The 25,144-nt window shown below is 70.8% G+C and carries 21 protein-coding genes and 2 pseudogenes; 15 read left to right on the top strand and 8 right to left on the bottom strand.

Going from position 1 to position 25,144, the window contains the following annotated elements; genetic code table 11:
• The first annotated feature begins 28 nt into the window (after nucleotides 1-28).
• The 9 genes and pseudogenes from FCI23_RS31105 to FCI23_RS31145 all read left to right on the top strand — a co-directional run bounded on the left by FCI23_RS31105 (nucleotide 29) and on the right by FCI23_RS31145 (nucleotide 10,283).
• Nucleotides 29-1,750, top strand: coding sequence for an urease subunit alpha (locus FCI23_RS31105; RefSeq protein WP_136727288.1), 1,722 nt, complete (start codon nucleotides 29-31; stop codon nucleotides 1,748-1,750).
• A 22-nt stretch (nucleotides 1,751-1,772) separates the two neighbouring features.
• A complete protein-coding gene (locus FCI23_RS31110) occupies nucleotides 1,773-2,462 on the top strand; it encodes an urease accessory protein UreF (RefSeq protein ID WP_407646053.1) in 690 nt (229 codons plus the stop codon).
• Between the two features lie 35 nt (nucleotides 2,463-2,497).
• Nucleotides 2,498-3,202 (top strand): urease accessory protein UreG, encoded by a 705-nt coding sequence (gene ureG / locus FCI23_RS31115; protein WP_136727290.1) that lies wholly within the window; start codon nucleotides 2,498-2,500, stop codon nucleotides 3,200-3,202.
• A complete protein-coding gene (locus tag FCI23_RS31120) occupies nucleotides 3,199-3,987 on the top strand; it encodes an urease accessory protein UreD (protein ID WP_246144222.1) in 789 nt (262 codons plus the stop codon). Before ureG ends, FCI23_RS31120 begins: the two co-directional genes overlap by 4 nt.
• Nucleotides 3,984-4,430 (top strand): type II toxin-antitoxin system PemK/MazF family toxin, encoded by a 447-nt coding sequence (locus tag FCI23_RS31125; RefSeq protein ID WP_136727291.1) that lies wholly within the window; start codon nucleotides 3,984-3,986, stop codon nucleotides 4,428-4,430. Before FCI23_RS31120 ends, FCI23_RS31125 begins: the two co-directional genes overlap by 4 nt.
• A 123-nt stretch (nucleotides 4,431-4,553) precedes the next feature.
• Nucleotides 4,554-5,696 (top strand): annotated as a pseudogene (locus tag FCI23_RS31130) (alpha/beta hydrolase).
• Nucleotides 5,697-5,839: 143 nt separating this feature from the next.
• Nucleotides 5,840-7,087 (top strand): EfeM/EfeO family lipoprotein, encoded by a 1,248-nt coding sequence (locus FCI23_RS31135; RefSeq protein WP_407646054.1) that lies wholly within the window; start codon nucleotides 5,840-5,842, stop codon nucleotides 7,085-7,087.
• Entirely contained in the window at nucleotides 7,084-8,301 is a 1,218-nt protein-coding gene (efeB, locus tag FCI23_RS31140) for an iron uptake transporter deferrochelatase/peroxidase subunit (protein WP_136727294.1), read from the top strand. Before FCI23_RS31135 ends, efeB begins: the two co-directional genes overlap by 4 nt.
• A gap of 164 nt (nucleotides 8,302-8,465) precedes the next feature.
• Complete coding sequence (locus FCI23_RS31145) at nucleotides 8,466-10,283, top strand: phospholipase C (RefSeq protein WP_136727296.1); 1,818 nt, start codon at nucleotides 8,466-8,468, stop codon at nucleotides 10,281-10,283.
• 853 nt (nucleotides 10,284-11,136) lie between these two features.
• On the opposite strand, the gene FCI23_RS31150 is transcribed toward FCI23_RS31145, so the two are convergent.
• Nucleotides 11,137-12,381, bottom strand: a complete 1,245-nt coding sequence (locus FCI23_RS31150; RefSeq protein WP_136727297.1) for a glycoside hydrolase 5 family protein — start codon at nucleotides 12,379-12,381, stop codon at nucleotides 11,137-11,139.
• Between the two features lie 72 nt (nucleotides 12,382-12,453).
• Between FCI23_RS31150 and FCI23_RS31155 the strand changes: the two genes are divergently transcribed.
• The 3 genes and pseudogenes from FCI23_RS31155 (at nucleotide 12,454) to FCI23_RS31165 (ending at nucleotide 15,681) form a co-directional block, all read left to right on the top strand.
• Complete coding sequence (locus tag FCI23_RS31155; RefSeq protein ID WP_136727299.1) at nucleotides 12,454-13,455, top strand: N-acetylglucosamine kinase; 1,002 nt, start codon at nucleotides 12,454-12,456, stop codon at nucleotides 13,453-13,455.
• A 44-nt stretch (nucleotides 13,456-13,499) separates the two neighbouring features.
• Nucleotides 13,500-13,910, top strand: a pseudogene (locus tag FCI23_RS31160) (hypothetical protein); the annotation flags it as partial.
• Nucleotides 13,911-14,220: 310 nt separating this feature from the next.
• Nucleotides 14,221-15,681 carry a hypothetical protein gene (locus tag FCI23_RS31165; protein WP_246144225.1) on the top strand — a complete coding sequence of 487 codons (1,461 nt, stop codon included), beginning with the start codon at nucleotides 14,221-14,223 and terminating at the stop codon, nucleotides 15,679-15,681.
• 207 nt (nucleotides 15,682-15,888) lie between these two features.
• On the opposite strand, the gene FCI23_RS56820 is transcribed toward FCI23_RS31165, so the two are convergent.
• Together FCI23_RS56820 and FCI23_RS31175 are read right to left on the bottom strand one after the other, a co-directional pair.
• Entirely contained in the window at nucleotides 15,889-16,353 is a 465-nt protein-coding gene (locus tag FCI23_RS56820; RefSeq protein ID WP_169317010.1) for a MarR family winged helix-turn-helix transcriptional regulator, read from the bottom strand.
• A 314-nt stretch (nucleotides 16,354-16,667) separates the two neighbouring features.
• Nucleotides 16,668-17,552, bottom strand: coding sequence for a MurR/RpiR family transcriptional regulator (locus FCI23_RS31175; RefSeq protein WP_136727302.1), 885 nt, complete (start codon nucleotides 17,550-17,552; stop codon nucleotides 16,668-16,670).
• Nucleotides 17,553-17,703: 151 nt separating this feature from the next.
• On the opposite strand from FCI23_RS31175, the gene FCI23_RS31180 reads away from it, so the two are divergent.
• Nucleotides 17,704-18,471 (top strand): sugar isomerase domain-containing protein, encoded by a 768-nt coding sequence (locus FCI23_RS31180; protein ID WP_136727303.1) that lies wholly within the window; start codon nucleotides 17,704-17,706, stop codon nucleotides 18,469-18,471.
• A 243-nt stretch (nucleotides 18,472-18,714) separates the two neighbouring features.
• Here the strand turns inward: FCI23_RS31180 and FCI23_RS31185 are convergent, their stop codons facing one another.
• The gene (locus tag FCI23_RS31185) at nucleotides 18,715-19,746 is read right to left on the bottom strand and encodes an NAD-dependent epimerase/dehydratase family protein (RefSeq protein WP_136727305.1); all 1,032 of its coding nucleotides are present in this window, start codon (nucleotides 19,744-19,746) and stop codon (nucleotides 18,715-18,717) included.
• Between the two features lie 214 nt (nucleotides 19,747-19,960).
• On the opposite strand from FCI23_RS31185, the gene FCI23_RS31190 reads away from it, so the two are divergent.
• Complete coding sequence (locus FCI23_RS31190) at nucleotides 19,961-21,349, top strand: L-lactate MFS transporter (protein ID WP_136727307.1); 1,389 nt, start codon at nucleotides 19,961-19,963, stop codon at nucleotides 21,347-21,349.
• Complete coding sequence (locus FCI23_RS56825; protein ID WP_169317011.1) at nucleotides 21,346-21,501, top strand: MFS transporter small subunit; 156 nt, start codon at nucleotides 21,346-21,348, stop codon at nucleotides 21,499-21,501. Before FCI23_RS31190 ends, FCI23_RS56825 begins: the two co-directional genes overlap by 4 nt.
• Before the next feature lie 31 nt (nucleotides 21,502-21,532).
• On the opposite strand, the gene FCI23_RS31195 is transcribed toward FCI23_RS56825, so the two are convergent.
• The 4 genes from FCI23_RS31195 to FCI23_RS31205 all read right to left on the bottom strand — a co-directional run bounded on the left by FCI23_RS31195 (nucleotide 21,533) and on the right by FCI23_RS31205 (nucleotide 24,975).
• Entirely contained in the window at nucleotides 21,533-22,246 is a 714-nt protein-coding gene (locus tag FCI23_RS31195; RefSeq protein ID WP_136727308.1) for a lysophospholipid acyltransferase family protein, read from the bottom strand.
• 498 nt (nucleotides 22,247-22,744) lie between these two features.
• Nucleotides 22,745-22,906, bottom strand: coding sequence for a hypothetical protein (locus FCI23_RS56830; protein WP_169317012.1), 162 nt, complete (start codon nucleotides 22,904-22,906; stop codon nucleotides 22,745-22,747).
• 67 nt (nucleotides 22,907-22,973) lie between these two features.
• Complete coding sequence (locus FCI23_RS31200) at nucleotides 22,974-23,999, bottom strand: hypothetical protein (protein WP_136727310.1); 1,026 nt, start codon at nucleotides 23,997-23,999, stop codon at nucleotides 22,974-22,976.
• 16 nt (nucleotides 24,000-24,015) lie between these two features.
• Nucleotides 24,016-24,975, bottom strand: a complete 960-nt coding sequence (locus FCI23_RS31205; RefSeq protein ID WP_136727311.1) for a cytochrome c oxidase assembly protein — start codon at nucleotides 24,973-24,975, stop codon at nucleotides 24,016-24,018.
• Nucleotides 24,976-25,144 lie beyond the last annotated feature (169 nt).

A 25,144-nucleotide genomic window follows, 5' to 3' on the forward strand; every position in this document is an offset into this window, starting at 1 on the left:
TGCCGCGGCGGAGCGAACGGAGCCGAAGGTGCCTGAGCTGTCCCGCGCTGTCTACGCCGACCTGTTCGGCCCGACCACCGGCGACCGTATACGACTCGCCGACACCGACCTGCTGATCGAGATCGAACGCGATCTGTCCGGCGGCCCCGGCAACGCCGGCGACGAAGCGGTCTTCGGCGGCGGCAAGGTGATCCGCGAGTCGATGGGCCAGTCCCGCGCCACCCGCGCCGACGGCACCCCCGACACGGTCATCACCGGCGCCGTGATCCTCGACCACTGGGGCATCGTCAAGGCCGACATCGGCATCCGCGACGGCCGCATCGCCGCCATCGGCAAGGCCGGCAACCCCGAGACCATGGACGGCGTCCACCCCGGCCTCGTCATCGGCCCGGAGACCGAGATCATCGCGGGCAATGGCAAGATCCTCACCGCCGGCGCCATTGACGCCCACGTCCACTTCATCTCCCCGACCATCGTCGACCAGGCGCTGACCGCCGGCATCACGACGATCGTCGGCGGCGGCACCGGCCCCGCCGAGGGCACCAAGGCCACCACCATCACCCCGGGCCCCTGGCACCTTGCCCGCATGTTCGAGGCGCTGGAGGCGTACCCGGTCAACATCGGCCTGCTCGGCAAGGGCAACACCGTCTCCTCCGAGGCGATGTACTCCCAGCTGCGGGGCGGCGCCGTCGGCTTCAAGATCCACGAGGACTGGGGCTCCACCCCGGCCGCCATCGACGCCTGCCTCACCGTCTGCGAAGCGACCGGTGCCCAGCTCGCCATCCACACCGACACCCTCAACGAGGCAGGTTTCGTCGAGGACACCCTCGCCGCGATCGCCGGGCGCGGCATTCACGCGTACCACACCGAAGGCGCCGGCGGCGGGCACGCGCCCGACATCATCACCGTCGTCTCGCAGCCCCACATCCTGCCGTCGTCCACCAACCCGACCCGGCCGCACACCGTCAACACCGTCGAGGAGCATCTCGACATGCTGATGGTCTGCCACCACCTCAACCCCTCCGTACCCGAAGACCTCGCCTTCGCGGAGTCCCGGATCCGGCCTTCCACGATCGCCGCCGAGGACTTCCTGCACGACATGGGCGCGATCTCGATCATTTCCTCGGACTCCCAGGCCATGGGCCGGGTCGGCGAAGTGGTCCTGCGCACCTGGCAGACCGCGCACGTCATGAAGAAGCGCCGCGGCTCGCTCCCCGGTGACGGCCGTGCCGACAACCACCGCGCCCGTCGCTATGTCGCCAAATACACTATCAACCCGGCGGTGGCCCAGGGTCTCGACGGCGAGGTCGGCTCGGTCGAGCAGGGCAAGCTCGCCGACCTCGTGCTCTGGCAGCCCGCGTTCTTCGGCGTCAAGCCGCAGCTCGTGATCAAGGGCGGCCAGATCGCCTACGCGCAGATGGGCGATGCCAACGCCTCCATCCCCACCCCCCAGCCGGTGATGCCCCGCCCCATGTTCGGCGCCATCGGCCGCGCCCCGGCCGCCAACTCCGTCAACTTCACCACTGCGACCGGACTGGACGACGGCCTCGCCGAGCGCCTCGCGCTGGGCAAGCGGTTCGTGCCCATCCGCAACACCCGAGCCGTCACCAAGGCCGACATGCGGGAGAATGACGCCCTGCCGCGTGTCGAGGTCGACCCGGACACCTTCACCGTCCGTATCGACGGCGACGTGATCGACCCCGATCCGGCGACCGTGCTGCCCATGGCCCAGCGGTACTTCCTCTTCTGACGGCCGCCGACGACTGCTGACGATGACCATGAACGCATCCGCCCGCGCCGCGCTGCTCGTCCTCGCCGACGGGCGGTTCCCGGCCGGGGGCCACGCCCACTCCGGCGGGGCCGAAGCCGCCGTCAAGGCGGGCCGCATCACCGGTCCCGGCACGCTCGAAGCGTTCTGCCGGGGACGGCTGCACACCTCCGGGCTTGTCGCCGCGGCACTCGCCGCGGCGGCGGCCGCCGGACTCGACCCGCTGCTGCTCGACGAGGCCGCCGACGCCCGCACCCCATCACCCGCCCTTCGCGCCACCGCCCGCAAGCTCGGCCGCCAGCTGATGCGCGCCGCCCGGGCCGCCTGGCCGTCGCCCGCCCTGGACGCCCTCGCCGCCGCCCGGCCGCGCGGCGCCCACCAGCCGATTGTGCTGGGCCTCACGGCCCGCTCGGCGGGCCTCGGCCCGCCGGACGCCGCGCATATCGCCGCGTACGAGTCCGTCACCGGCCCGGCCACCGCCGCCGTACGCTTGCTGAGCCTGGACCCCTTCTCCGTCAGTGCGGTCCTCGCCCGCCTCACCCCCGACCTCGACGACATCGCCGGCCAGGCCGCCGAGGCGGCGGTCCACGCGCTCGACGAAGGAGCCGACGCGCTGCCCGCCACCACCGGGCCGCTGCTCGACATCTACGCCGAACAACACGCCGGCTGGCCGGTACGGCTCTTCGCCTCCTGAGCCTTCCCGAGCCGCCCCCACCCCCGGAGCCGACCATGCACCTCGACCACGACCACACCTACCCCGAACGCCACACCTACAGCACCCCGGCGAACCGCCCCGACGGCACCCGTCGCGCCCTGCGCATCGGCCTCGGCGGCCCGGTCGGCTCCGGCAAGACCGCCACCGTCGCGGCCCTGTGCCGCGCCCTGCGCGACAAGCTGTCCATCGCCGTCGTCACCAACGACATCTACACCCGCGAGGACGCCGAGTTCCTGCTGCGCAACGCCGTCCTGCCGCCCGAGCGGATTACCGCCGTCGAGACCGGCGCCTGCCCGCACACAGCGATTCGCGACGACATCTCCGCCAACCTCGAAGCGGTGGAGGACCTGGAAGATGCCCTCGGCCCGCTCGGCGGCCTCGACATCGTCCTCATCGAGTCGGGCGGCGACAACCTCACCGCCACCTTCTCCAAAGGCCTCGTCGACGCCCAGGTCTTCGTCATCGATGTCGCGGGCGGCGACGACATCCCCCGCAAGGGCGGCCCCGGCGTCACCACCTCGGACCTCCTGGTCATCAACAAGACCGATCTGGCCCCCTACGTCGGCTCCGATCTGGCGGCCATGGGCCGCGACGCCAAGGTCCAGCGGGGGGATCTCCCCGTTGTCTTCACCTCCTTGGTGACCGAGGGCGGTATCGCCCCCGTCGTCGACTGGATCCACTCGCAGCTGGCGGCGTGGACCGCCGCGGTTCCGGCGTGACCGCGCCCGGCGCCCTGCGGGCGGCGACCGGCTGCCACGGCGTACGGGCCACCGCCCGCATCGTCGCGGAATCCGACGGCCGTGGCCGCACCGCGCTGCCGGTGCTCGCAGGGGAGGGTCCGCTGGCCCTGCGCCGCACCCGCGCCACCGGGCCGGAGGCCCGCGTCATCATCGTCGGAGCCATGAGCGCCCCGCTCGGCGGCGACCGGCTCGCCATCCACGCCACCGCCGGGCCCGGCGCGGTCCTGCACATCGGCTCGGCCGCGGCCACCGTCTCCCTGCCCGGCCGGGCGCGGGAGCAGGCCCGGTACGACGTGACGCTGGCCGTCGGCGACGGCGCCGAGCTCCATTGGCTCCCCGAACCGCTCATCGCCGCCGCCGGCAGCGACCTGCGCATGACCACCCACGTCGAACTCGCCCCCGGGGCCCGCCTCGTGTACCGCGAGGAGCAGATCCTCGGACGCACCGGCGAGCAGCCCGGCCGGCTCACCACCCGCCTCACCGTCCGGCTGGCCGGCCGGCTCCTGCTCGACCAGCAGCTGTCCTTCGGCCCCGGCGCCCCCGGGTGGTCCGGACCGGCGGTCCTGCACACCCACCGGGCGGCTGGGCAACTCCTCGTTGTGGACCCGGCGTTCGCTGAGAAACCCGCGCAAATCCGAGTCCTCTCCGACGATGAGGGCGAAGCCGTCCTCACCCCCCTCGCCGGCCCGGCCGCCCTGGCGAGCGCTGTTGCTCCGGACGGGCTGCGACTGCGGCGGCTGCTGTCGGCTAGCGTTGCCCCGTGACCAATACGATCAACGACGATTCCCCCGGACGCCACGGCTCCACCGCCACCACGGAGGCCGCCCCGGACCGTGTCGGCCCGGTGCGTACCGAGTACTCCCCGGCCCACGACGGCGACCCCGACCCCGGCGAAATCGTCTGGACCTGGGTCCCCTTCGAGGAGAACGACGGCCGCGGCAAGGACCGCCCGGTGCTCGTCGTCGCCCGCGAGAAGACCGGCACCCTGCTTGCCGTCCAGCTGTCCAGCAAGGAGCACGACTCCGAGCGCGAATGGGTGCCCATCGGCATCGGCCCGTGGGACAAGGCGGGCCGCGAATCGTGGGTCAACCTCGACCGTGTGCTCCGCGTTCACCCTGAGGGCATGCGCCGCGAGGCCTGCGCCCTCGACCGAGGCCGCTTCAACCTCGTGGTCAACCGCCTCAAGGAGCGCTACGGCTGGCGCTGACCGTCACTGCGCCAACAGCCTTGCGATTGCGTTTCTTTGAACGAGCTGTGCCGGGACGATCCTCCTGCGATTCTGTGATCACGCCGCCATAGGCGGTTCGTCACGGCAGGGGGAGGAACCATCGTGAGACGCACAGTCGTGCTCGGCGTCACCGGCGCCCTGATAGCGGGCGCGGTGGCCGCCGCACCAACGGCCACCGCCACCGCTACCCATCGCGCACCGAACAGCCCCGCGGAAGCGTACGGAGTGAAGACCGCCGCGGCGCGCGCCGCCAAGGCGGGCATCGACTGGGCCGCGTGCCCAGCCGACTGGGGCTTCGAGACACCCATCCAATGCGGTTACGTGACCGTCCCGGTCAACTACGCGAAGCCGAGCGGCAAGACGATCAGGATCGCCGTCGACCGCATCGGCAACACCGGCACCCCGGCCGAACGCCAGGGCTCCCTGATCTACAACCCCGGCGGCCCCGGCGGCTCCGGCATGCGCTTCCCGCGCCGGGTCACCACCAACAGCGCGCTGTGGACGAGCACCGCCAAGGCATACGACTTCGTGGGCTTCGACCCCCGCGGCGTCGGCCCACTCGGCGCCCATCTCCTGCGCGGACCCCCAGGAGTTCGTCGCGGCGCCCAAGGCGGACCCGGTCCCGGACAGCGAGGCGGACAAGCTGGCGCAGCGCAAGCTCGCCAAGGAGTACGCGGAAGGCTGCAAGGAGCGCACCGGCGCCGCGATGCTCTCGCAGATGACCACGGCCAACACCGCCCGTGACCTCGACGTCATCCGCGCCGCGCTCGGCGAGAAGAAGCTCAACTACCTGGGCGTGTCGTACGGCACTTACCCGCGGTGGAGTGCACCGATTCCAACTGGCCGACCAGCTGGAAGAAGTGGGACCGCGACAACACCGCGCTCCACAAGAAGTACCCCTTCCTGACCTGGGCCAATGCCTGGATGAACCTGCCATGCGCCACCTGGGGCGTGCCCCAGCAGACCCCCGTCGACGTCAAGTCCCGCCACGGGCTGCCCAAGGTGCTCATCGTGCAGAGCACCCGTGACGCGGCGACCCCGTACTCCGGCGCGGTCGAGGCGCACCGCCGGCTGAAGGGCTCGGAGCTCATCACGGAGAAGGACGCCGGCTCGCACGGTGTCACCAACCTGGTCAACCCGTGCATCAACGACCGGGTGACCGCTTACCTGGTCAACGGCGCGCTCGACGGCCACGACGTGACGTGCGCCCCGCACACCGCCCCGGTGCCGGCCACCACCGGCTGACGCCGCGGTCCCGCACCCCGGAACCCCGGGGTGCGGGACCACAGCCGCTCCAGGGGTACGGATTCTGAACTGCGGGCCAATTCTGGCCCATCCTCCGGTCAGGAAGAGCGTTCCGGCCCGAGGGGATGCTTAACATGACCGGCGTGTTCGATATAGAACCCGGCCCGATATCCCCTCCGGCCGGCCCCTCCACCCGGCGGCGCCAGGTGCTGGTCGCCGGCGGGGCGGTCCTGGCGGCCGGGGCGGTGATCGCGGGAGTGCTGACGGCCGGGAGCTCCGGCCACGGCCGGGCCCAGCATGCGGCGGTCACCTCCGACGGTCTGCCGCACACCTCCGTCGAGGTCTCGCCCAGCGCCTGCGGGCACGGATGGAGCCGCCCGAAGACGGGGCAGCAGGTCTTCGACCTGCGCAACACCTCCAGCGCGGCGTCCGAGGTGGATCTTACCGACCCCAGGACCGGAGCCGTTTACGGCGAGATCGAGGGGCTGGCACCCGGCACCGCACGGCCGATGCAGGTGACGCTCGGTAACGGCACGTACGCCTTCAAGTGCCTGCCCGACGACGCGGACGCCGTCACAGGCCCCACGGTCCAGGTGACCGGCGCCACCGGGAAGAGCGGTCCGGCCGCCGTACCGGTGACCCAGCAGGACCTCATTCCACTCACGCTCAGTTACCAGAAGTGGATCCAGGCCCGCACCGTCGAACTCGCGAAGAAAACCGAGGCCCTGAGCGCCGCGATCGACCGCGGTGACCTCAGGGCTGCCCGCGCCGCCTGGCTGTCCGCACACCTGGTGTACGAGCGGATGGGCGCCGCGTACGGGACCTTCGGCGCTGCGGACAAGGCGATCAACGGCACCACCGCCGGGCTGTCCGGCGGTGTCCACGACACCCGTTTCACCGGCTTCCACCGCATCGAGTACGGCCTCTGGCACAGCGAGCCGGCCGGGAGCCTGCGTGGCCCGGCGGACCGCCTCGTCAAGGACGTGCGCGCCCTGCGCGACAACTGGCCGCAGCAGCGCATGGACCCGGCCGTCCTGGGTCTGCGGGCGCACGAAATCCTGGAGAACACCATGCAGTCCGAGCTCACCGGCCGCACCGACTACGGCAGCGGTACGAACCTGGCCACGGCCCGCGCGAATCTCGACGGCACCCGCGTCCTGCTGGGCTGTCTGCGCCCGCTGCTGAAGACCCGCGACACCGGGCTCACGCTTCTCGACTCCTCGCTGAACCGCACCCAGCAGACACTCGACGAGCAGCAGCACGACGGCCGCTGGACCCCCGTGGCACAGCTGGACCGTACCCGGCGCGAGAGGGTGAATTCCGCAGTGGGGGCACTGCTCGAGCAGTTGGCCGATGTCGCCACGCTGACCGACGTACGGAGGACAGCGTGAACGAGGTGAGACGCCGCGGCTTCCTTGCCGGCGCGGCAGCCGTGGCCGGCGCCGGACTCGTCACCGCCGACCGCAGCGCCGCGGCCGCCGCGACGGTCTCCGCGGCCACCGCGCAGCAAGTACCGTTCCACGGCGCTCACCAGGCCGGGATCCTCACGCCGGCGCAGCGCGCTACGGCGTTCCTGTCGTTCGACGTCACCGCCGACGGGCGCCGGGAGCTGACCGATCTGCTGCGTACGGTCACCGACCGGGCCCGATTCCTCACCACCGGCGGCACACCGGTGTCCGACGGCATAACCGCCCCGCCGACCGACTCCGGCACCCTGGGCCCCCAGGTCGAGGCGGACGGGCTGACTGTCACGGTCGGTGCGGGTGCGTCACTCTTCGACCACCGCTACGGGCTCGCGGACCGCAAGCCGCGACGGCTCGCCACCATGTCAGCCTTTTCCGACGACGACCTCGACCCGGCCTGGTGCCACGGTGACCTGAGCGTGCAGTTCTGTGCGGGCGGTACGGACACGGTGCTGCACGCCCTGCGCGACGTCGCCCGGCACACCCGGGGCGGCATGCAGGTGCGCTGGCGTATGGACGGCTTCGCCAGCCCGCCCCGACCATCCGGCACCCAGCGCAATCACCTGGGCTTCAAGGACGGCATCGCCAATCCGGATGTGCGCAGCGCGCGCGAGACGGACCGCCTGGTCTGGGCGGGGAAGAATTCCGGCGAGCCGGACTGGGCGGCGGGCGGCAGCTATCAGGTCGTACGGCTGATCCGGATGCTGGTGGAGTTCTGGGACCGGGTGTCGATCAACGAGCAGGAGCGGATATTCGGCCGTGCCAAGGACACCGGTGCGCCGCTGGACGGGACGCACGAGTCCGACACACCGCAGTACGCGCAGGACCCGAAGGGTGACGTGATCCCGCTGGACAGCCACATCCGGCTGGCCAACCCGCGTACCGCCCGGACTGACGACGAGCGGATCCTGCGCCGTGGCTACAACTACGACCGCGGCATGGACACCAACGGCAACCTCGACATGGGGCTGATCTTCTGCTGCTACCAGCAGGATTTGGTCCGGCAGTTCGAGACCGTGCAGAAGCGCCTGGCCGGCGAGCCGCTCGTCGACTACATCACGCCGTTCGGCGGCGGCTACTTCTACGCCCTGCCGGGCGTCCGCGACCGGAACGACTGGTTCGGCAGGACCCTGCTGGCGTAGGGGCCGGCCGGACAGGTTAAACACAGGGTCAAGCTTTCCCCTTGTGTTCATGACCACATGTTCACCAATGCGCCACCGGCGCGATTCTGAAGCGCTGTGCGGCAGGCGGAGTATCCCGCTCGTACCGTTGGGAACGCACGCGAAACACTGGAGAGCGAGCCATCATGGCAAGACCAGCACGCTGGGCAGCATTCGTCGGAGCTGCGGCGCTCACTGTACTCGGCGCAGCCGGGCCGGCCGCGGCGTCCGGTCAGGCGGGGCAGAAGTCCGGCGGTGGCACGGCCACGCCGATCAAGCACGTGGTGGTCATCTACGGCGAGAACATCTCGTTCGACCACTACTTCGCTACGTACCCGCAGGCCGCCAACACCGATGGAACGAAGTTCACGGCATCGAAGCGGACCCCCAAGTCCGACAACCTCCTGAACGCCGGACTGCTGAAGACCAACCCGAACCTGTATCTGCCCAAGCGGCTTACCTCCTCGCAGGCCATGACCTGCGACCAGAACCACTCCTACGGTGCCGAGCAGTACGCCGCCGACGGCGGCAAGGCCGACAAGTACGTCCAGAACACCGAGACCAGCAAGTGCAGCGCCGGTCTGTTCGGCGAGCCGGGCCTGGTCATGGACTACTACGACGGCAACACCGTCACCGGGCTGTGGAACTACGCCCAGAACTACGCCCTGAACGACAAGTCGTTCAGCTCGGTCTACGGTCCGTCCACCCCCGGCGCGATCAACCTGATCTCGGGGCAGACGCACGGCGGGATCTCCGTCGACCCGAAGACGGGGCAGCAGACCGCCACGCCGGACACCTCGGTCCTGGCGGCGGGCTCGGTGAACGCCAAGGGTGTGGGCACTGTCATCGGTGACCCCGACCCGGCGTACGACGACTGCTCGGGCAAGGACCACACCTCCACCAGCAACCTCCTGGCGATGCAGGGCAAGAACATCGGCGACCTGCTCAACGCCAAGGGCGTGACATGGGGCTGGTTCCAGGGCGGTTTCCGGCCCGGCACGGCCTGGAACGGTACGTCGGGCACCTACGCCACGTGTGCCAATGTCACTCACACCAACCTCGGCGGCGCCGCGGTCGAGGACTACAGCCCGCACCACAACCCCTTCTCGTACTACAAGTCCACCTCCAACCCGCACCACTTGCCGCCTAAGAGCATCAGCGAGATCGGCCACAACGGGCAGGCCAACCACAACTACGATGTGACCGACTTCAACTCTTCGTTGAAGGCGGGCAACCTCCCGGCGGTCAGCTTCCTGAAGGCGGCCGAGTACCAGGACGGCCATGGGGGCTACTCCGATCCGATCGATGAGCAGCATTTCGTGGTCAACGAGATAAACGCGCTGCAGCAGTCCCCGGAGTGGAAGAGCACCGCGGTCATCCTTGCCTACGACGACTCCGACGGCTGGTACGACCACGCGTACGCCAAGCCGAAGAATGGCTCGACGGACACCAGCCTGGCCTCCAACGGCCTGGCCACCGACAGCCCCGCGTGCCAGACCGGCCCGGCCGCCGCGGCCGGTTACAACGACCGTTGCGGTCCCGGCACCCGGCAGCCGCTGCTGGTGGTCTCGCCCTACAGCAAGGTCAACGCGGTCGACCACACCGCGACCGAGCAGGCCTCGATCACCCAGTTCATCGAGAACAACTGGGGTACCGGCCGGATCGGTGACGCTTCGTTCGACAAGGGGGCCGGCACGCTCACCAACATGTTCGACTTCAAGCACCCCAACAACAAGCAGGTGCTGCTGAACTCGGACGGCTCGGTCAAATCGGTGAAGAAGATCCCGCACTACACCGCCACGGCCGCCAGCACCTTGGCCACGGACAACATCGCCGCACAGCCCCTCGCCGCCACCAGCACTTCCTCCCAGTCCCTGCCGATCGGCATCGGGGCCGGGGTCCTGGTGGCCGGGGGAGCGGGCGTGGCCCTGGCCATGCACCGCCGTCGCGCCCGCGGCGCCTGACCCGGCGCACCGCCAAGCCGGTTCCGGCCCGTCCCGAGGGGGCGGGCCGGACCGGCGCGGTGCCCGGCTGTTGGCGTGCTGGCTCCGCCCCGTCTGCCGGGGGTGGCGGTCCTCCCCCAGCTACCTCCCCCAGCCTTCGGCCGGGAGGTGCCCCCAGCCTTCGGCCGGGAGGTGCCCCAGGAGGTGCCCCCGCAAGCGCCGGACGGGCTGGGTGGTCGTGCGTGCCGGCACGCGATGTGGTGGTGGGGGTCGGGGCCGCTGTGGGGTGATCTCCTCGGGGCTCGCGCGTACGGGTCCGCAGTGAGGGCGCCCGGGGTGTATGTGCCTCCCCTGCGGGGACACCCCGGCGCGTCCCCTCCCGGCCGGACAGGCGCGTGACGTCCTCGCCGTGGCGGAGACCGTAAAACCAAAGGCACCGCACCCCGGGGTTCGGACCGCAAGGAACACGCACCGTGAGGCGTTGAACCGGGCTGAGGGTGGCCGCGGGTCTGCCCGAATCCGGCGGTGCGGAGGGTCTGCTGGAAACATAAGGCCGCGGCCACGCGAATCTGCGGGCCGCGGCTGAGGTACTGGCAGGCCACCATCGGGTCTGAAGAGAACCGAGGACAAGCTTGCGCCTACGAGGTGGGCTTCCTTCGTCGGCATTGTCCGAATCAGGTATTGGAGGTCGCCTTCTGGTCTCACTGGCCGTCCGGCCTCTCAGCGCTTCCTTGGCGACACTTTCCAGAAAACCGTAGCTCTCCAAAAAAACCCTGCCGCTTCGGTCGAGCTCCCTCGCTCGCCCCGCAGGCTTAAACCCAGGATAGCTCCGTCCATATTGTCTGACTAGTCCGAATCGGAATAAATCTCGGATTTATTCCGATCCCGGCCGCCCCATCACCTCCGTGATGCCACGTGCGTCGAGGTACGACGCGTCGTCCGCCCGTGCGGCCAGGACGACAGCCGGCCGGACCCCTTCCGTACGCAGCCGCATCCACGCCTCGAAGTAGCCTCCGCCGGGTCCGGACACCGAGCGGGTGGACGCAGTGCAGTCCAGGGCCAGCGCGGTGGTGCGCGGCTGCGGGGCGGGCGGCTCCCTGCGCAGGTCAGCGACGGTGCCGGCCAGAGCGTGGGCAATCGGCTTGGCGCTGCCCGACGAGTCGAACAGGCCCAGGGTGTACTCCAGCTCCGGGTAGTCGGCCAGGGAGCGGTCCACGTCGTGGGAGGACCACCAGGTCACTCCCCAGAGCCCGGCGCAGCCGGAGGCGTTGAGTAGGGTCTGGCGGGCGAAGTGCGGCGCGTCCGCCGCCGGGATGTGTGGCTCGGGGGCGCCGGTCTCCTGCACCCAGACCGCGCGCCCGGTGTCTTCCGCGTAGGCCTTGGCCAGTTCGACCCCGTACTCCGCGAGGTGCAGCACCTGGGGGGAGCGGGGGCCGTAGCGGCGGGCGCAGTCGCTGGAGAAGACCCACGGGTGGACGGTGGTCACATCGCCCTTGCGGGCCGAGGCCTCCGGGGTGAAGGGATGATCGTCGTCGTACCAGGCGGCGTCGAAGGCGGAGTGCGTGGCCAGCAGGCCCGGCCGCCCCCCGGAGAGCCCCTGGCGGGCCGCGGCGAGCAGTGTGTCGAGGTAGCGGTCCACTTCCCCGGCGGTCACCGGATTGTGCTCGACCATGTTGTTGAGCTCGTTGCCCAGCTGCAGGCCGATGAGATTGGGCCGGCCGGCGAGGGCGCTGCCCAGCACTCGCAGCAGTTCGGCCTGTGCCTCGATGGCCTCGGCATCGGTGAAGACGTTGCGGTGGTGCCAGCTGCGAGTCCACTCCGGGTAGAAGTCGAAGCTGGACAGATGGCCCTGGACGCCGTCCACCAGGACGTCGAGACCGGCCTCGCCCGCGAGGTCGACCAGCTGGACCAACTGGTCGACGGCGCTGCCGCGGATCATGGTCCGGTTGGGCTGCAGCAGTGGCCACAGATGGAAGACCCGGATGTGATCGAGGCCGAGACCGGCGATCTGCGCCAGGTCATCCCCGGCATGCGCGGGGTCGAAGTCGTACCAGGAGTGGAACCAGCCCCGGCGGGGTGTGTAGTTCACGCCGAAACGGAGCGCGGTGGCAGAGTTCACGGTGGCTCTCCAGAGTTTTTGATGTCCGCCGGGGCTTGTCCGCGCTGAATGTATCAACCACCATGGTCGCCGATGAAGAAAAATCTGAACCAGGATTTCGTCGTCGGTGTGGACGCGGGCGGTACCCGCATCCGTGCCGTCCTGGCCCGCGCTACGGACGGCAGCCCGCTGACCGAAGGAGCAGCCGGACCGGGCAACGCCCTCACCGTCCCCCTGCCTGAACTCACCGACCACCTCGCCACGGCCGTCGCCGAAGCCGTCCCGCCGGAACTGCGCCCCCGCGTCTCGGTCGTCGTCGCGGGGTTCGCCGGAGCCGCCCGTACCTCTCCGGACGAACCCGGCCGGCTCGCCGCGGACTCCGCGCTGAACGCCGCACTGCGGCGGCTCGGCATCACACCGTCGGTGACCGACATCTACGGCGACACCGAGGTCGCCTTCGCCTCGGCACCCGGCGCCCCCGCCGACGGACTCGCGCTGGTGGCCGGCACCGGCGCCGTCGCCGCCCGGATCACCGCACGCGCATGCGCGGCGACCGCTGACGGCAACGGCTGGCTGCTCGGCGACGACGGCAGCGGCTTCTGGATCGGCCGCAGCGCCGTACAGGCCGCCCTGCGAATGGCGGACGGGCGCGGCGGGCCCACCATGCTCGCCGAATCGGTCGCCCGCACGCTGCTGCAGTCCGGGACGCTGCCCGGCACCCGGCCCGGATCGTGGTCGGAGAAGGAACGCGAGGCATACCGCATGTGGCTCGTCCCGGTCGTCATGGCAGAACCGCCGGTCCGGCTCGCCCGGCTGGCGCCGCTGGTCGTCGACGCCGCCGGCCGGGGAGACGCCGTGGCCGGGGCGATCCTCGAAGAGGCCGCGTGGCTGCTGACCGCCACTGTACGGGCCCTGGACCCCCGGCCCGGCGAGCGGCTCGTCGTCACCGGCGGGCTCCTCGGCCCGAACGGCCCCCTGACGAACGGCCTGGAGCGCCGCCTGGAGCCTCTCGGGCTGCGCATCGACCGGGCCGAGGACGGCCGGCGCGGCGCCGTGGCCCTCGCCCGCCTCACCCATGGGGCCGTGCTCCAGTGAGCGGCACCGACGTCGGGAGCAGGGTCCGCGTCCTCCTCGCCAGGATGACCCTGCGTGAGAAGACAGGCAGCTCAACCAGCGGACCGACGCCTTCCCCGCCGGGACCGACCGCTTCGCCGGGTCCGGCGCCCTGCAAGGCCTCTTCCGCGCCGACGCCTGGTCCGATGTGGACCAAGCCCCCGGACCGGGCGCCGGCGCCGAAGACAGCGCCGCCCTCGCCGAAGGGGTGCAACACCATGTGGTGGAGAACAGCCGGCTCGGCACCGGGCCCGCGAGGCCCCGCACCTCGCTTCGCCGGACAGGGCGCCCCCATCGGCGGCCGCAACTTCGCGGAGACCGAACTCGGGCCCGGGGAGTTCCACGAGATCCACCTACCCGCGCCGCCGCTGGGGCTTCGGGGCCTGGTCATGGCAGACGGCGTCGCGATCGACCGGCTCGCCCGGATCACCGGCGACACCAGGCCGGTCGTCAAAGGGCTGGGCGCAGCCAGGGCGGCCCCAGGGGAAAGCTGCCGTCCCGCCGTGGCCGCCGCAGCCTCCGCGGGCGGACCCGGCCGGTCGCCCTCCGCCAAGTCTCCAGTGCCGTGACTGCGATGTTCGCCCGTCGGAGAGCGGTGTCCGGCGGTCCGGTCGCAAGGCCGGGCCGGAGGCCCCCGTAGCGGCTGAGCCACCTGGGCTTTTGTCCAACGCGGCGAGCGCGCGCGGGCCGGCTGTCGCGCCGGGGGACTCCGGCTAACGGGGCCGGAGAGAGCACTAAGCTGCACGCGTGTCCACCGAACATAGAGTGAATTTCCAGTCGGCGCCCCGTCGGGCCCTGCTCTGGCTGGTCGTGATCGCAGCCGTATTCATAGTGGCGCAGGCGGCGTCCGGAGCCGTGCGGCTGCCGCTGGGCTGGGACGAGGCGGTGTACGTCAGCCAGGTCAGCTCGCGGGTGCCCGCCGCGTTCTTCAGCGCGCCGCGCGCCCGGGGCATCACATGGCTGGTGGCCCCGGTGGTGGCGCTGACGTCGTCGACGGAGGCGTTGCGTCTCTGGATGATGCTGCTGGCTGCCGCCGGTCTGGTCGTGGCGTTCTGGCCGTGGCTGCGGTTGGCAGGCCGCCGGGTGGTGCTGGTGGGGGCGGCTGCCTTCGCCGGGCTGTGGGTGGTGGAGTTCTATGCCGCGTCGGTGATGCCCAACCTGTATGTGGCGTATGGGGCGCTGGCCGCCGCGGGGTGGTTCCTGCGGGTGGCCGACGACCGGCGGCGGTGGCCGCTGGCCGCGCTCGCCGGGAGTGTGGCGTTCACCGCGGTGCTGCGGCCGCACGACGCCGGGTACCTGATGCTGGCCCTGCTCGCGGCGGTCGCGGCGGTGCGGGCCTGGCGGCGCTTGGCGCTCGTCGTGGCGGTGGTCGCGGGGCTGGTGGCCGGCATCGTTCCGTGGCTGGTCGAGGCGTACATGAACTACGGTGGTCCGCTGGCCCGGCTGCGGGCCTCCAGCGGTGTGGAGGGCGGCCTGGGCTGGCACCTGGCGGCGTTTATGCAGCTGCGCTCCGTCAACGGGCCACTGCTCTGCCGGCCGTGCACCAACGGGTGGCCGCAGGCGGCCGTGCTGTCGGTGTGGTGGCTGCTACTACCGGTGCTGGCGGCCGGGGGCCTGGTGTTCGCCGCCCGCGCCGGGCGGCTGCGGGTGGCCGGGCTGGCGGTGTGGTGTGCGGTGGTGCTGACCGTGCCGTACTTCTTCCTCATCACCTACGCCGCCCCGCGTTTCCTCATCCCCGCCTACGCGCTGCTCGCGGTGCCGGTGGCCGAGTGCGTCATCGGTCTGGCCGGCCTGATAAGGGGCCGGTGGCGGCCGTACGTTGTCGGGGTCGCGGCGGTGTGTGTCCTGGCCCAGCTGGCCGGCCAGTACCTTGTGCTGGAGAGCCGGGTGGCCGGTCAGCAGCGTGCCCGCGCAGGCGACCAGTGGATGGTCGCCCGGCTGGCGCGGCAGTACGGTATCCGCCCGCCTTGCGCCATCACCGGCGACCAGTCCCCGCTGCTGGCGTTCTACGCCGGCTGCTCCTCACCGGCCGTCGGCGGCAACAACGCTTCCACCACCTCTGCGGGCCTGCTGAAGATAACCCGCACCATGCCCCTGGCGCTCGCCCGCCACAACCCGCACCCGCCGACCTACGCCCAGCACTGGCCGCGCCACCAGCTCACCGCACCCAGCGGGGAGAAGTGGTACGTCTTCATCGCCCCCCGCTGAGCCTGCCGTTCGACCAACCCCGACATCGTTGTGCCCACACCCATCGTCGGGCGGGACAAACGGGCCAGGCCGACTTGGGGCGATGTAGAGGTCGTCCGGTGGTTCCACCAAACGCCGCAATCCGCGAGCCCCTCCTGGAGGAGGGGCTGGAAGGTCCGCGCTTGTTGCGGTCGCCGTAGACTGCGACTTCACCGGCTCACAGACGTGTCAGGACGCGGATTCCACGGGAGCGCTCTGCCGCCTACCGGCCGCTCTGGCGTCCAGAGCCTTGCGCAGACACTCCAGTTGCCGCATGGTCTGCTCCGCCTGATCCGCGGAGGACTCCGGGAACAGTGTGGCGACCAAGGGCAGCGCCTCCTGCTGCCTGGCCTCAACCGCCACCTCCTCGGCCCGGGCGCCGAGAACCACCATGGTCTTCCGTCCGTCCGTAGCGTCCCGCTCTATGTCCGTGTACCCGCGTCTGCACAAGGACGCCACAGCGGTGGAGACACGACTCTGGGCGAAGCCGGCGTGCTTCGCGATGTCGCCGATGGACAGCTTCCCGTTCGCGAACAGCGCCGTCAGCACGGTCACTTCGGTCGGCTTGAGGTCAAATCCCGCGGTCTCGGTCATGGCGGCTTCCGTCTCAGCCACAAGCCGCTTGCCGAGTTGGCGCAGGTCGGTCAGGTTCATACCGGCATTCTTCCATCCCTGTACCAATCCCAGGAGATGTATCCCCTCCATATGCATCTTGTCGGATGCATATGGACACCGCTCTCTCCCGGGCGGGCCCTCCCTCCGGCGAACAGTGGCTCCGGGAACGTTTCGCCGGGGCTGCACCCCGGACCGGTGGCGTTTCGCCGGGCCTGGTGGCCGGGGAGGTGGGCGAGATCGACCAGCAGAACCGATGTGACGCGCATGCGTTGGGCTCAAACAACCACTTGGCGCGAATTTTAGTGGCTCAAACATGCAGACTTGGAGCGCGCCGAGTGAATGGGCGTACCGCTTCAGTGGCCGCGCCGGGCCTTGACGGCGTGCTGGGGCGTGATGTGGTCGGTGAGCGCCAGGGAGGCGCTCGCTCGCGCGTACGACAGTTGGGCGACGCGCACGTACAGGCAGTCGATCAGCACGAGTACGGAGTGCCGGGCACTGATGCTGCCGGTGCGGAAACTGGTCTCGGCGGACGAGGAGATGAGCCGGATGTCCGCCGCGCGGGCAAGCGGCGAGCGGGGGTCGGCGGTGATCGCCAGGGTGGTGGCGCCGCGCGTCTTGGCCAGCTCGAAGGGCTCTATGGTTTCCCGCGTCGATCCGGAGTGGGAGATCCCGATGGCGAAGTCGGCGGGCGTGAGCAGGGCCGCGGAAGTGGCCGCCGCGTGCACTTCGGTCCAGGCGCGCACAGTGCAGCCGATCCGGAACAGCCGGACCTCGGTCTCCAGGGCCACCGCCCCGCTGCCGCCTACGCCGTACACATCGATCCGCCGGGCGCGAGTCGCCGCCTGGGCGGCGCGCTCCAGTGACGTCAGGTCGATCCGCTCGACCGTCTGCTGCAGCGCGCGTAGATCTGCCTGGCCGACAACTGCGACGACGCGTTCCAGGCTGTCATCGGGGGAGATGTCCGGGCCGATCTCGGCGGTGCCCCAGTTGGAGGACTCGCCGCGGCCGTGCTCCTGGGCCAGCTCGATCAGCAGATGCTGGTACGAGTCCAGGCCGATGGCCCGGCAGAAGCGGGTCACCGTCGCCTGCGACGTGCCGGTGCGGCGGCCCAGTTCGGCGGCCGAGCAGTGCGCGATGGCGGCCGGATCGGCGAGGATCAGCTCGCCCACCTTGCGAAGCGAGCCGGCCAGGCGGGGCAGCTCCGTCCGGATCAAAGTGGTGACGTCCGTCGGTGCCATGGTGTCCCCGGTCTTCGTTGTCTGCGTACGGCAAACTCAGAATGTACCAGCCACCCATAGGGTGGAGGATTGAAATTCACGACCAGCCTATGGTTTATTGAATCGGTAGAGGCAAAGTATCCGGTGGTTCAAGCCACCTAAGGAGTGTGACGTGTCCGACGATCCCGCCGTCAGTGCGAGCGGCTTCGCACGTGAGAGCCTGGCCGTCCTCCAGAACATCACCGGGGCTGCTCAGCCCCAGGTGGCAAGCGCCGCCGAACTGTTCGCCGAGTGCGTCACCAACAACGGTGTGATCCAGACCTTCGGCACCGGCCACTCCCAGGCCACCGTCATGGAGATCGCCGGCCGCGCCGGCGGGCTCGTCCCGACCAACCGGCTCAGTATCGCGGACCTGGTGCTCTTCGGCGGTGAGGACCCCGCCGTACTTGACGACCTCCTGCTCGAACGGCGCCCGGGCATCGCCGAACGGCTCTACGCTCTCGCCGCACCCCGCCCCGAGGACCTCTTCGTCATCGTCTCCAACTCCGGCGTCAACAGCGTCATCGTCGAGATGGCGCTCCACGCCAAGGGGCGCGGCCACCGCATCCTCGCCATCACCTCCCTCGCCCACACCGACTCCGTCCCCGCCACCCACCCCAGCGGCCGCAAACTCGCCGACCTCGCCGATGTCGTCCTCGACAACGCCGCCCCACGCGGCGACGCACTCCTCCCCCTCCCCGCCGGCGGCGCCGTCTGCGCACTCTCGACGCTGACCGCCGTCATGCTGGTCCAAATGGTTGTCGCCGAGGCCGCCGCCCTGCTCATCGCCGCCGGCCAGCGGCCCCCCGTCTACGTGTCCGCCAATGTGCCCGGCGGCTTCGAGGGCAACCTGGAGCTCGAGCAGCGCTACGAAGGCCGGCTTCGCCGCACCGCGAGCTAACGCCTGCCGCGGCCCCGCGCGGCGTCCGGCGCCTCCGCCCGGGTGTCCGTGTCCGGGCCCACGCTGGAAACGGGGCCTGGGCCGGAGCCCCGGTTTCGGGAAGGGGCGGGGAGGGGAGAGCGCCGCAGGTGCCAGGGTCCGCCGGACATGGCTGGCTGGCGCCCGGCCCGCGCTGGTCCCGCCTACGCCGCCCCGCCGGTATCCCGCCGGGGCGGCCTGAGGCGGGACGGCGGGGTCAGGAATTCAGCGTCCCGCCAGCCAGCGGTCCTCGGCCGCGTAGTCGAAGATGCTGCCGTAGAGCGTGGCCATCCGAGGGAACACCTCGCGCCAGTCGCGCTCACGCAGGGCGTCCAGGGTCCAGCCGATGGTCTCCGGCAGCGAGTCCTCGTAGGTCGTCACCGCGCGGTAGCCCAGCTCCCGCTCCGCCGCGGACATGTCGGACACCGCCGGCCGCGGTACGGACCACGGCGAAGCCCCGACATTCTCCGCGGGCGGGGGACCGTCCACGAGCACCGTCTCGCACGAATACCCCAGCACCGCGTCGATCGCCGCCCCGATCTCCGCCACCGTCGGGGTACGCGGATCCACGGCGTTGAGTACCCGGGAGCCCGGCCGGTGTGCCGCGAGCCGCACCAGCTCGGCGATGTTCGAGGTGTGCGCCGGGCTGAAGAGGCTCTCCCCGTTGTAGGCGAGGACCCGCACCGGCCGCTTGTCCAGTGCCCGCTTGATGAAGTACAGCTCACGCAGCATCGGGCTGTACCGGCCATGGATCGCCCCGGCCCGCAGCAGCGTCGCCGGCAGCCGGTCGCCCGCCGCGAGCAACTCCTGCTCCAGGGCGACCTTCTTCGTGCCGTAGCTGAGCTCGCCGGGCTCCACGGTGCGGTACGTCTCCGGAATCGGGACAGGGTAATGGGGGAAGCCGTCCGGTTCCTCCTGGGTGTCGAAGCCACGGCCCTGGTCGTCCTCGTACACCGCGCAGCTGGAGATCACCACGGCCGATCCGATCCGTTCCGCCAACCCGGTCAGCTGCCGCGCGTGTTCCTGTCCGTACGCGACGCAGTCCAGCAGCACGTCGGTGCCGTCCCCGAGCGCCGCCGCCAGCGCCGCGGTGTCCTCGCGGTCCACGGCGACGCTCCGCACCCCCTCAGGCCACTCACTGTCGGCGCCACCCCCGCGTGAAGCCGCCCGCACCTCCCAACCGTCCTTCGCGAGCGCGCGTACCGCTGCCCGGCCGATCTGCCCCGTCGCCCCGATCACAAAAGCTGTTCCCCTCATACCCGGGACGCTATGGCGAGTGGGGCGCCCGCGGCCAGAGGAGTTCGCCCTGCGCTGATCAGCCGGCAGCGCAACCGCGCCGCGTTTGACCGCCGTTGCTCCGAAGCTGAGGATTCGTCGGGCATTCAACAAATACTGTGACGCCTCTCGACTCCCGCGCGGCGATGGCGGAATACTGCTTCCGCATGCCGGGCACATTAACGCGGAGGCACAGATGAGTTCATGGGGCGTCCCCCAGGTCCTGCACCGTTCCAGGACCGTTGCACCCCCGGGCTGGAGTCGCTGGCTGGTCCCGCCTGCCGCGCTCTCCATCCACCTCGCCATCGGCCAGGCCTACGCCTGGAGCGTCTTCAAGCCCCCGCTGGAGTCCTCGCTCCACCTTTCCGGCACCCTCAGTGCCCTCCCCTTCCAGCTCGGCATCGTCATGCTCGGGCTCTCCGCCGCCTTCGGCGGCACACTCGTCGAGCGGAACGGCCCCCGCTGGGCGATGGCCGTCTCGCTGGTCTGTTTCTCCTCCGGCTTCCTGATCGCCTCCCTCGGCGCCGCCACCCGCCAGTACTGGCTGGTCGTCCTCGGCTATGGATTCGTCGGCGGCATCGGACTCGGCATCGGCTACATCTCACCGGTCTCGACCCTCATGAAGTGGTTCCCCGACAGGCCTGGCATGGCCACCGGAATCGCCATCATGGGCTTCGGCGGCGGCGCCCTCATCGCCTCCCCCTGGTCCGGCCAGATGCTGTCCTCCTTCGGCAGCGGAAACGGCGGAATCGCCGAGGCCTTCCTTGTCCACGGGCTGGTCTACGCCGCCTTCATGTCACTCGGCGTCCTCCTGGTCCGCGTGCCGCCCGACGGCTGGACCCCCAAGGGCTGGACGGCCCCCACCGCCACGCTCCGGCTGGTCAGCGCCGCCAACGTCTCTGCCCGCAACGCCATCCGCACCCCGCAGTTCTGGTGTCTGTGGGTGCTGCTCTGCTGCAACGTGACCGCCGGCATCGGCATCCTGGAGAAGGCCGCCCCCATGGTGACGGACTTCTTCACCGGCACCTCGCAAGCCGTCGGCGCCGGCGCGGCCGTCGGCTTCGTCGCGATGCTCTCCCTCGCCAACATGGCCGGCCGGTTCATCTGGTCCAGCACCTCAGACGTCATCGGCCGTAAGAACATATACCGGATCTACCTCGGCGCCGGAGCCCTGTCCTACCTGGTCATCGGCCTCGCGGGGAACGCCTCCAAACCGCTCTTCATCATCTGCACCATGCTCATTCTCTCCTTCTACGGAGGCGGCTTCGCCACCATCCCCGCCTACCTGAAGGATCTCTTCGGCACCTACCAGGTCGGTGCCATCCACGGCCGTCTGCTCACCGCCTGGTCGACAGCGGGCGTCCTCGGACCGCTGATCGTCAATGCCATCGCCGACGCCCAGAAGTCGGCCGGCCACACCGGGCCCGACCTCTACACCGTCTCCGTGTACATCATGGTGGGCCTGCTGCTCGTCGGCTTCGTGGCGAACGAGCTGATCCGCCCCGTGAACGCCCGATACCACGAGCCGTCCGTCGCCGCCCAGCCCGCGGTCGGCGTCACCGTCACCGAAGGAGGCAAGGCATGAGCGGCCCCGCCCCGTCCCCCGCCCCCGACACCGCCGCGCCCGCGAAGGACCGCCGCCCGCTGATACTGCTGGCCTGGCTATGGGTCGCCGCCCCCCTCGCCTACGGCTTGTACGAGCTGTTCCAGAAGGTGGCCAAACTCTTCAACGGCTGACCGACTCGGCCCGACCGGCCCGCCGACCGACCTACCGGCCCTTGCGCAGCCGCGCCCTGACCCCGTGCGGCTGCAGCTCGGCTTTGACGTCCGAGGCGTACTGGTCCACATACTCCTGTCCCGACATCGCCAGGATCGCGTACATGATCTCGTCGGTGGCAGAACGCACCACATACCGCTCGCTGTCCATCCCGGCGAACCGCGAGAACTCCAGCGGCTCACCGAACCGGATCGTCACCCGCCCGATCCGCGGCAGCCTCCTCCCCGGCGGCTGGATCTCGAACGTTCCCACCATCGCGCAGGGAATGACCGGCACTTGCGCCTTCAGCGCCATTACCGCGACCCCGACGCGCCCCTTGTAGAGCCGGCCGTCGGGCGAGCGGGTGCCCTCCGGGTAGATACCCAGCAGCTCCCCCCTGCTCAGTACCCCGAGCCCTTCCCTGATCGCGGCCTGTCCGGCGCTCCCCCCGGAGCGGTCCACCGGGATCTGCCCCGCGCTCCGGAAGAACGCCGCGATCAGCCGCCCCCTGAGTCCGGGACCGGTGAAGTACTCCTGCTTGGCGAGGAAGGTGATCCGGCGGGGCAGGATCGCCGGCATCAGGAAGTGGTCGGAGAACGACAGATGATTGCCCGCGACGATCGCCGCGCCCTCGGCCGGGATGTGCTCCATCCCTTCGATCGCGGGCCGGAACAGCAGCCGCAGCAGCGGCCCGAGGATCACGTACTTCAGCAGTCGGTAAAACACGGCAGGTCCCCCTATGCTCCCGGTGACTTCCGAAACCGTAGTGCGGAAGTCACCGCGAAGGGAGAGGACGCGCGGCCCGCGAGCCTCCCCCCGTCCCCAGTGGAGGGCGCCGCCACGCCGGAAAGGGCAGGCACGCGGGGACACTGACCCCCTGCGGCCTCACCCGCAACGGCATCAGGAACGCACGAGGAACGCCACAGCGAAGGCGCCGCCCGAACCGCCCGGCCGCTGCACGGTATTCGAGAAGACCGGAAGCCGAGCCGGCCCCGAGGCCGCGGACTCCGGCGACCGCGATATCGAAGAACGGCGTCATCACCAGGCCCATGGTGAAGCCGGTGGCCTGACCGGGGTGAGCTGACAGGCGGTGGCGCCTGTGCCTGCGAGGCACACGGACAGCGACAGCGCGGCGACGGCGACCGTTCTGGCCCGCCGCATAGCCGAGCCAGGCCTGGCCGCGCCGGGAGGCGCATAACGTACGGTCGGCGCGGCCCGCAGCCGTCAACGCTGCCCACCGGTCGCGAACACGCCCACCGTCGCCAGGCCCAATACCACCCAGGCGAACCACAGCCAGCCGTTCGCGCCCAGCGCAACCGAGTACGCGCTGATCACCACCAGGCACGCGACGGTGCACACCGTCATCGTCTTCGCGGATGTCGGCATTCGCGCCCTCTTCCCCGGCGGCCTGCGGCAGCCCGGACTCCATAGTCCCCCGGGCGCCGCCCGCGCGCTACCACTCGCCGTCCGTCACCTGTCCCTTGTCCCTGCCCGGGTTCGAGACCTGGCCGGGCTGCGGTTGCGTCCACGGCTGCTGGTCCTCGCCGAGCCGGTCGCCGACGGGACGGACGTCCGCCAGCGGCCCCGCCGCCGGCAGATCCTCCGCGTCGGCGTCGTAGTAGTCGAACCACGGCAGTCCCGCCTGGGTGTACGCGGCCCGGTCCACCGGGGACGGCGGCGGCCCCTCGCCGGTGATCTGCCGCCACTGCGGAGCTGTCGCCAGATGCACGAAAACCCGGCCCGACGAGCGCTCACGCCAGTCGCCGGGCCCGCGCTCGTCCCGGTACACCTCCTGCCGCATCCGGCCACCGGCACCCAGCCCCATCGCCGCCGCGGGCGCCCGCGGCGGCCCTCCCGCCGGCGCAACCATCGGCACCGCACCGCCGTGCGCGGCCTCCTCGGCCGCGACCCCCCACGGCCCGCGCGAGGACACGCTGCGCCGCGCCTGCTCGGCCCGCCATGCCACCAGCGGCCCCTCGCCCAGCTCGAAGACCTGTAACTGCACCCCGCCCCAGACCTCCTCGCCGGAGAACTGGCCCTCCACGGTCGCCCCGAGTCCCAGCGGCACCGCGACGAACTGCCGGATCGTCCCGGAACCGGAATTGATGCCGTCCAGCCATGGCTGGCGGGGGAGTACCACGTAGTTCTGCGGATCCTGCGAGAGCTGGTCGCTCCACGGCCGCCCGGACACCGCGCACACCTTGCCCACCCCGACCTGCAGCGCCGCGGGGGCCGCGGCCGAGAAGCTCAGCCACATCGCCTCCCGCTGGTACACCGGCAGGAACACGCCGCCGCGCGTCATCCACTCGGCGGGTGCCCGGTCCGGATAGTCCGCCACCGCCCGCAGCGGGAACGCGCCCAGCCCCGGTGGCAACGGATGTGTGCCGGTCTCCGGCAGCCGCAGCGTACGCATGAAGCGCACCGTCACCCCGCCCGGCAGCTGTAGCGCAGCCCCCGATATCCGCACCGCGCCGCCCATCCGGGCCTCCGTCCCCTCAGCCGCGGCTGCGCCCCTGCAACGATGCCAGGTAGTCGTTGTAGGCGGTCAGTTCCGCGTCCCCGTCCCGATCCGCCGCACGGTCCTGGCGCCGCGTCTGGCGTTGCTCGGAGGTGTACCACTGGAACAGTAGCGCCACCAGCACGATGACCGACGGGATCTCGCTGAACGCCCAGGCGATCCCGCCGGCCGCGACCTGGTCGCCCAGCGGATCGATGCCCAGCGACGCCGGCGGGTGCAGGAAGGTCGTCACCATGGGCTCGCTCGCCATCATCAGAGCGATTCCGAAGAACGCGTGGAACGGCATGCCCGCGAACAACTCCAGCATGCGCATCACATATCCCGGCCGGTGCGGCCCTGGGTCCACGCCCATGATCGGCCAGAAGAACACCAGGCCGACCGCCAGGAAATGAACCATCATCGCGATGTGCCCGGCCCGGCTGCCCATCAGGAAGTCGAACAACGGAGAGAAGTACAGCCCGTACAGGCTCGCGATGAAGAGCGGGATCGTAAACGCCGGATGCGTGATCACCCGCATATAACGGCTGTGCAGGAAGGCCGCCAGCAGCTCGCGCGGGCCCTTGTGTCCTCGCGCTGCCGTCGGCAGCGCGCGCAGCGCGAGGGTGACCGGCGCGCCCAGCAGCAGGAGGATCGGGGAGACCATGCTGATTATCATGTGTTGCACCATGTGCACGCTGAACATCACCATGCCGTAGTCGTTCAGCGCGGTGCACATCGCGACGCCCACCGTCAGCACCCCGCAGACGAAGGCGATCGTGCGGCCCACCGGCCAGCGGTCGCCGCGCCGCCGCAGCCGGACCACCCCGTACCCGTACAGGGCAAGGGCCAGCAGGCAGCCGACGAAGAAGAACGGATCCGCGCTGAACTCCAGCCCCCGCCCGAGAGTGAACGGCGGCAGGTCCGTGTTCATGTGCATGCCGTGTCCGCCGTGGTCCATCCGTCACTCTCCTGATACGCGCCCGCGGTGGCCGCCGCCCGAAGTCCGGCATTGTGCCGATTCGACCGGTCCGCCCGCACCAGCCTAGAGCCGCCCCCGCTCGCCGCCCGCGCCGGGGCCCTGCGGCACGCCGCCCGCCCACCGGGCGGCGGCCGACAGCGGACGCACC

It is taken from the genome of Actinacidiphila oryziradicis (genome assembly GCF_005047355.1).
Taxonomy (GTDB): domain Bacteria; phylum Actinomycetota; class Actinomycetes; order Streptomycetales; family Streptomycetaceae; genus Actinacidiphila; species Actinacidiphila oryziradicis.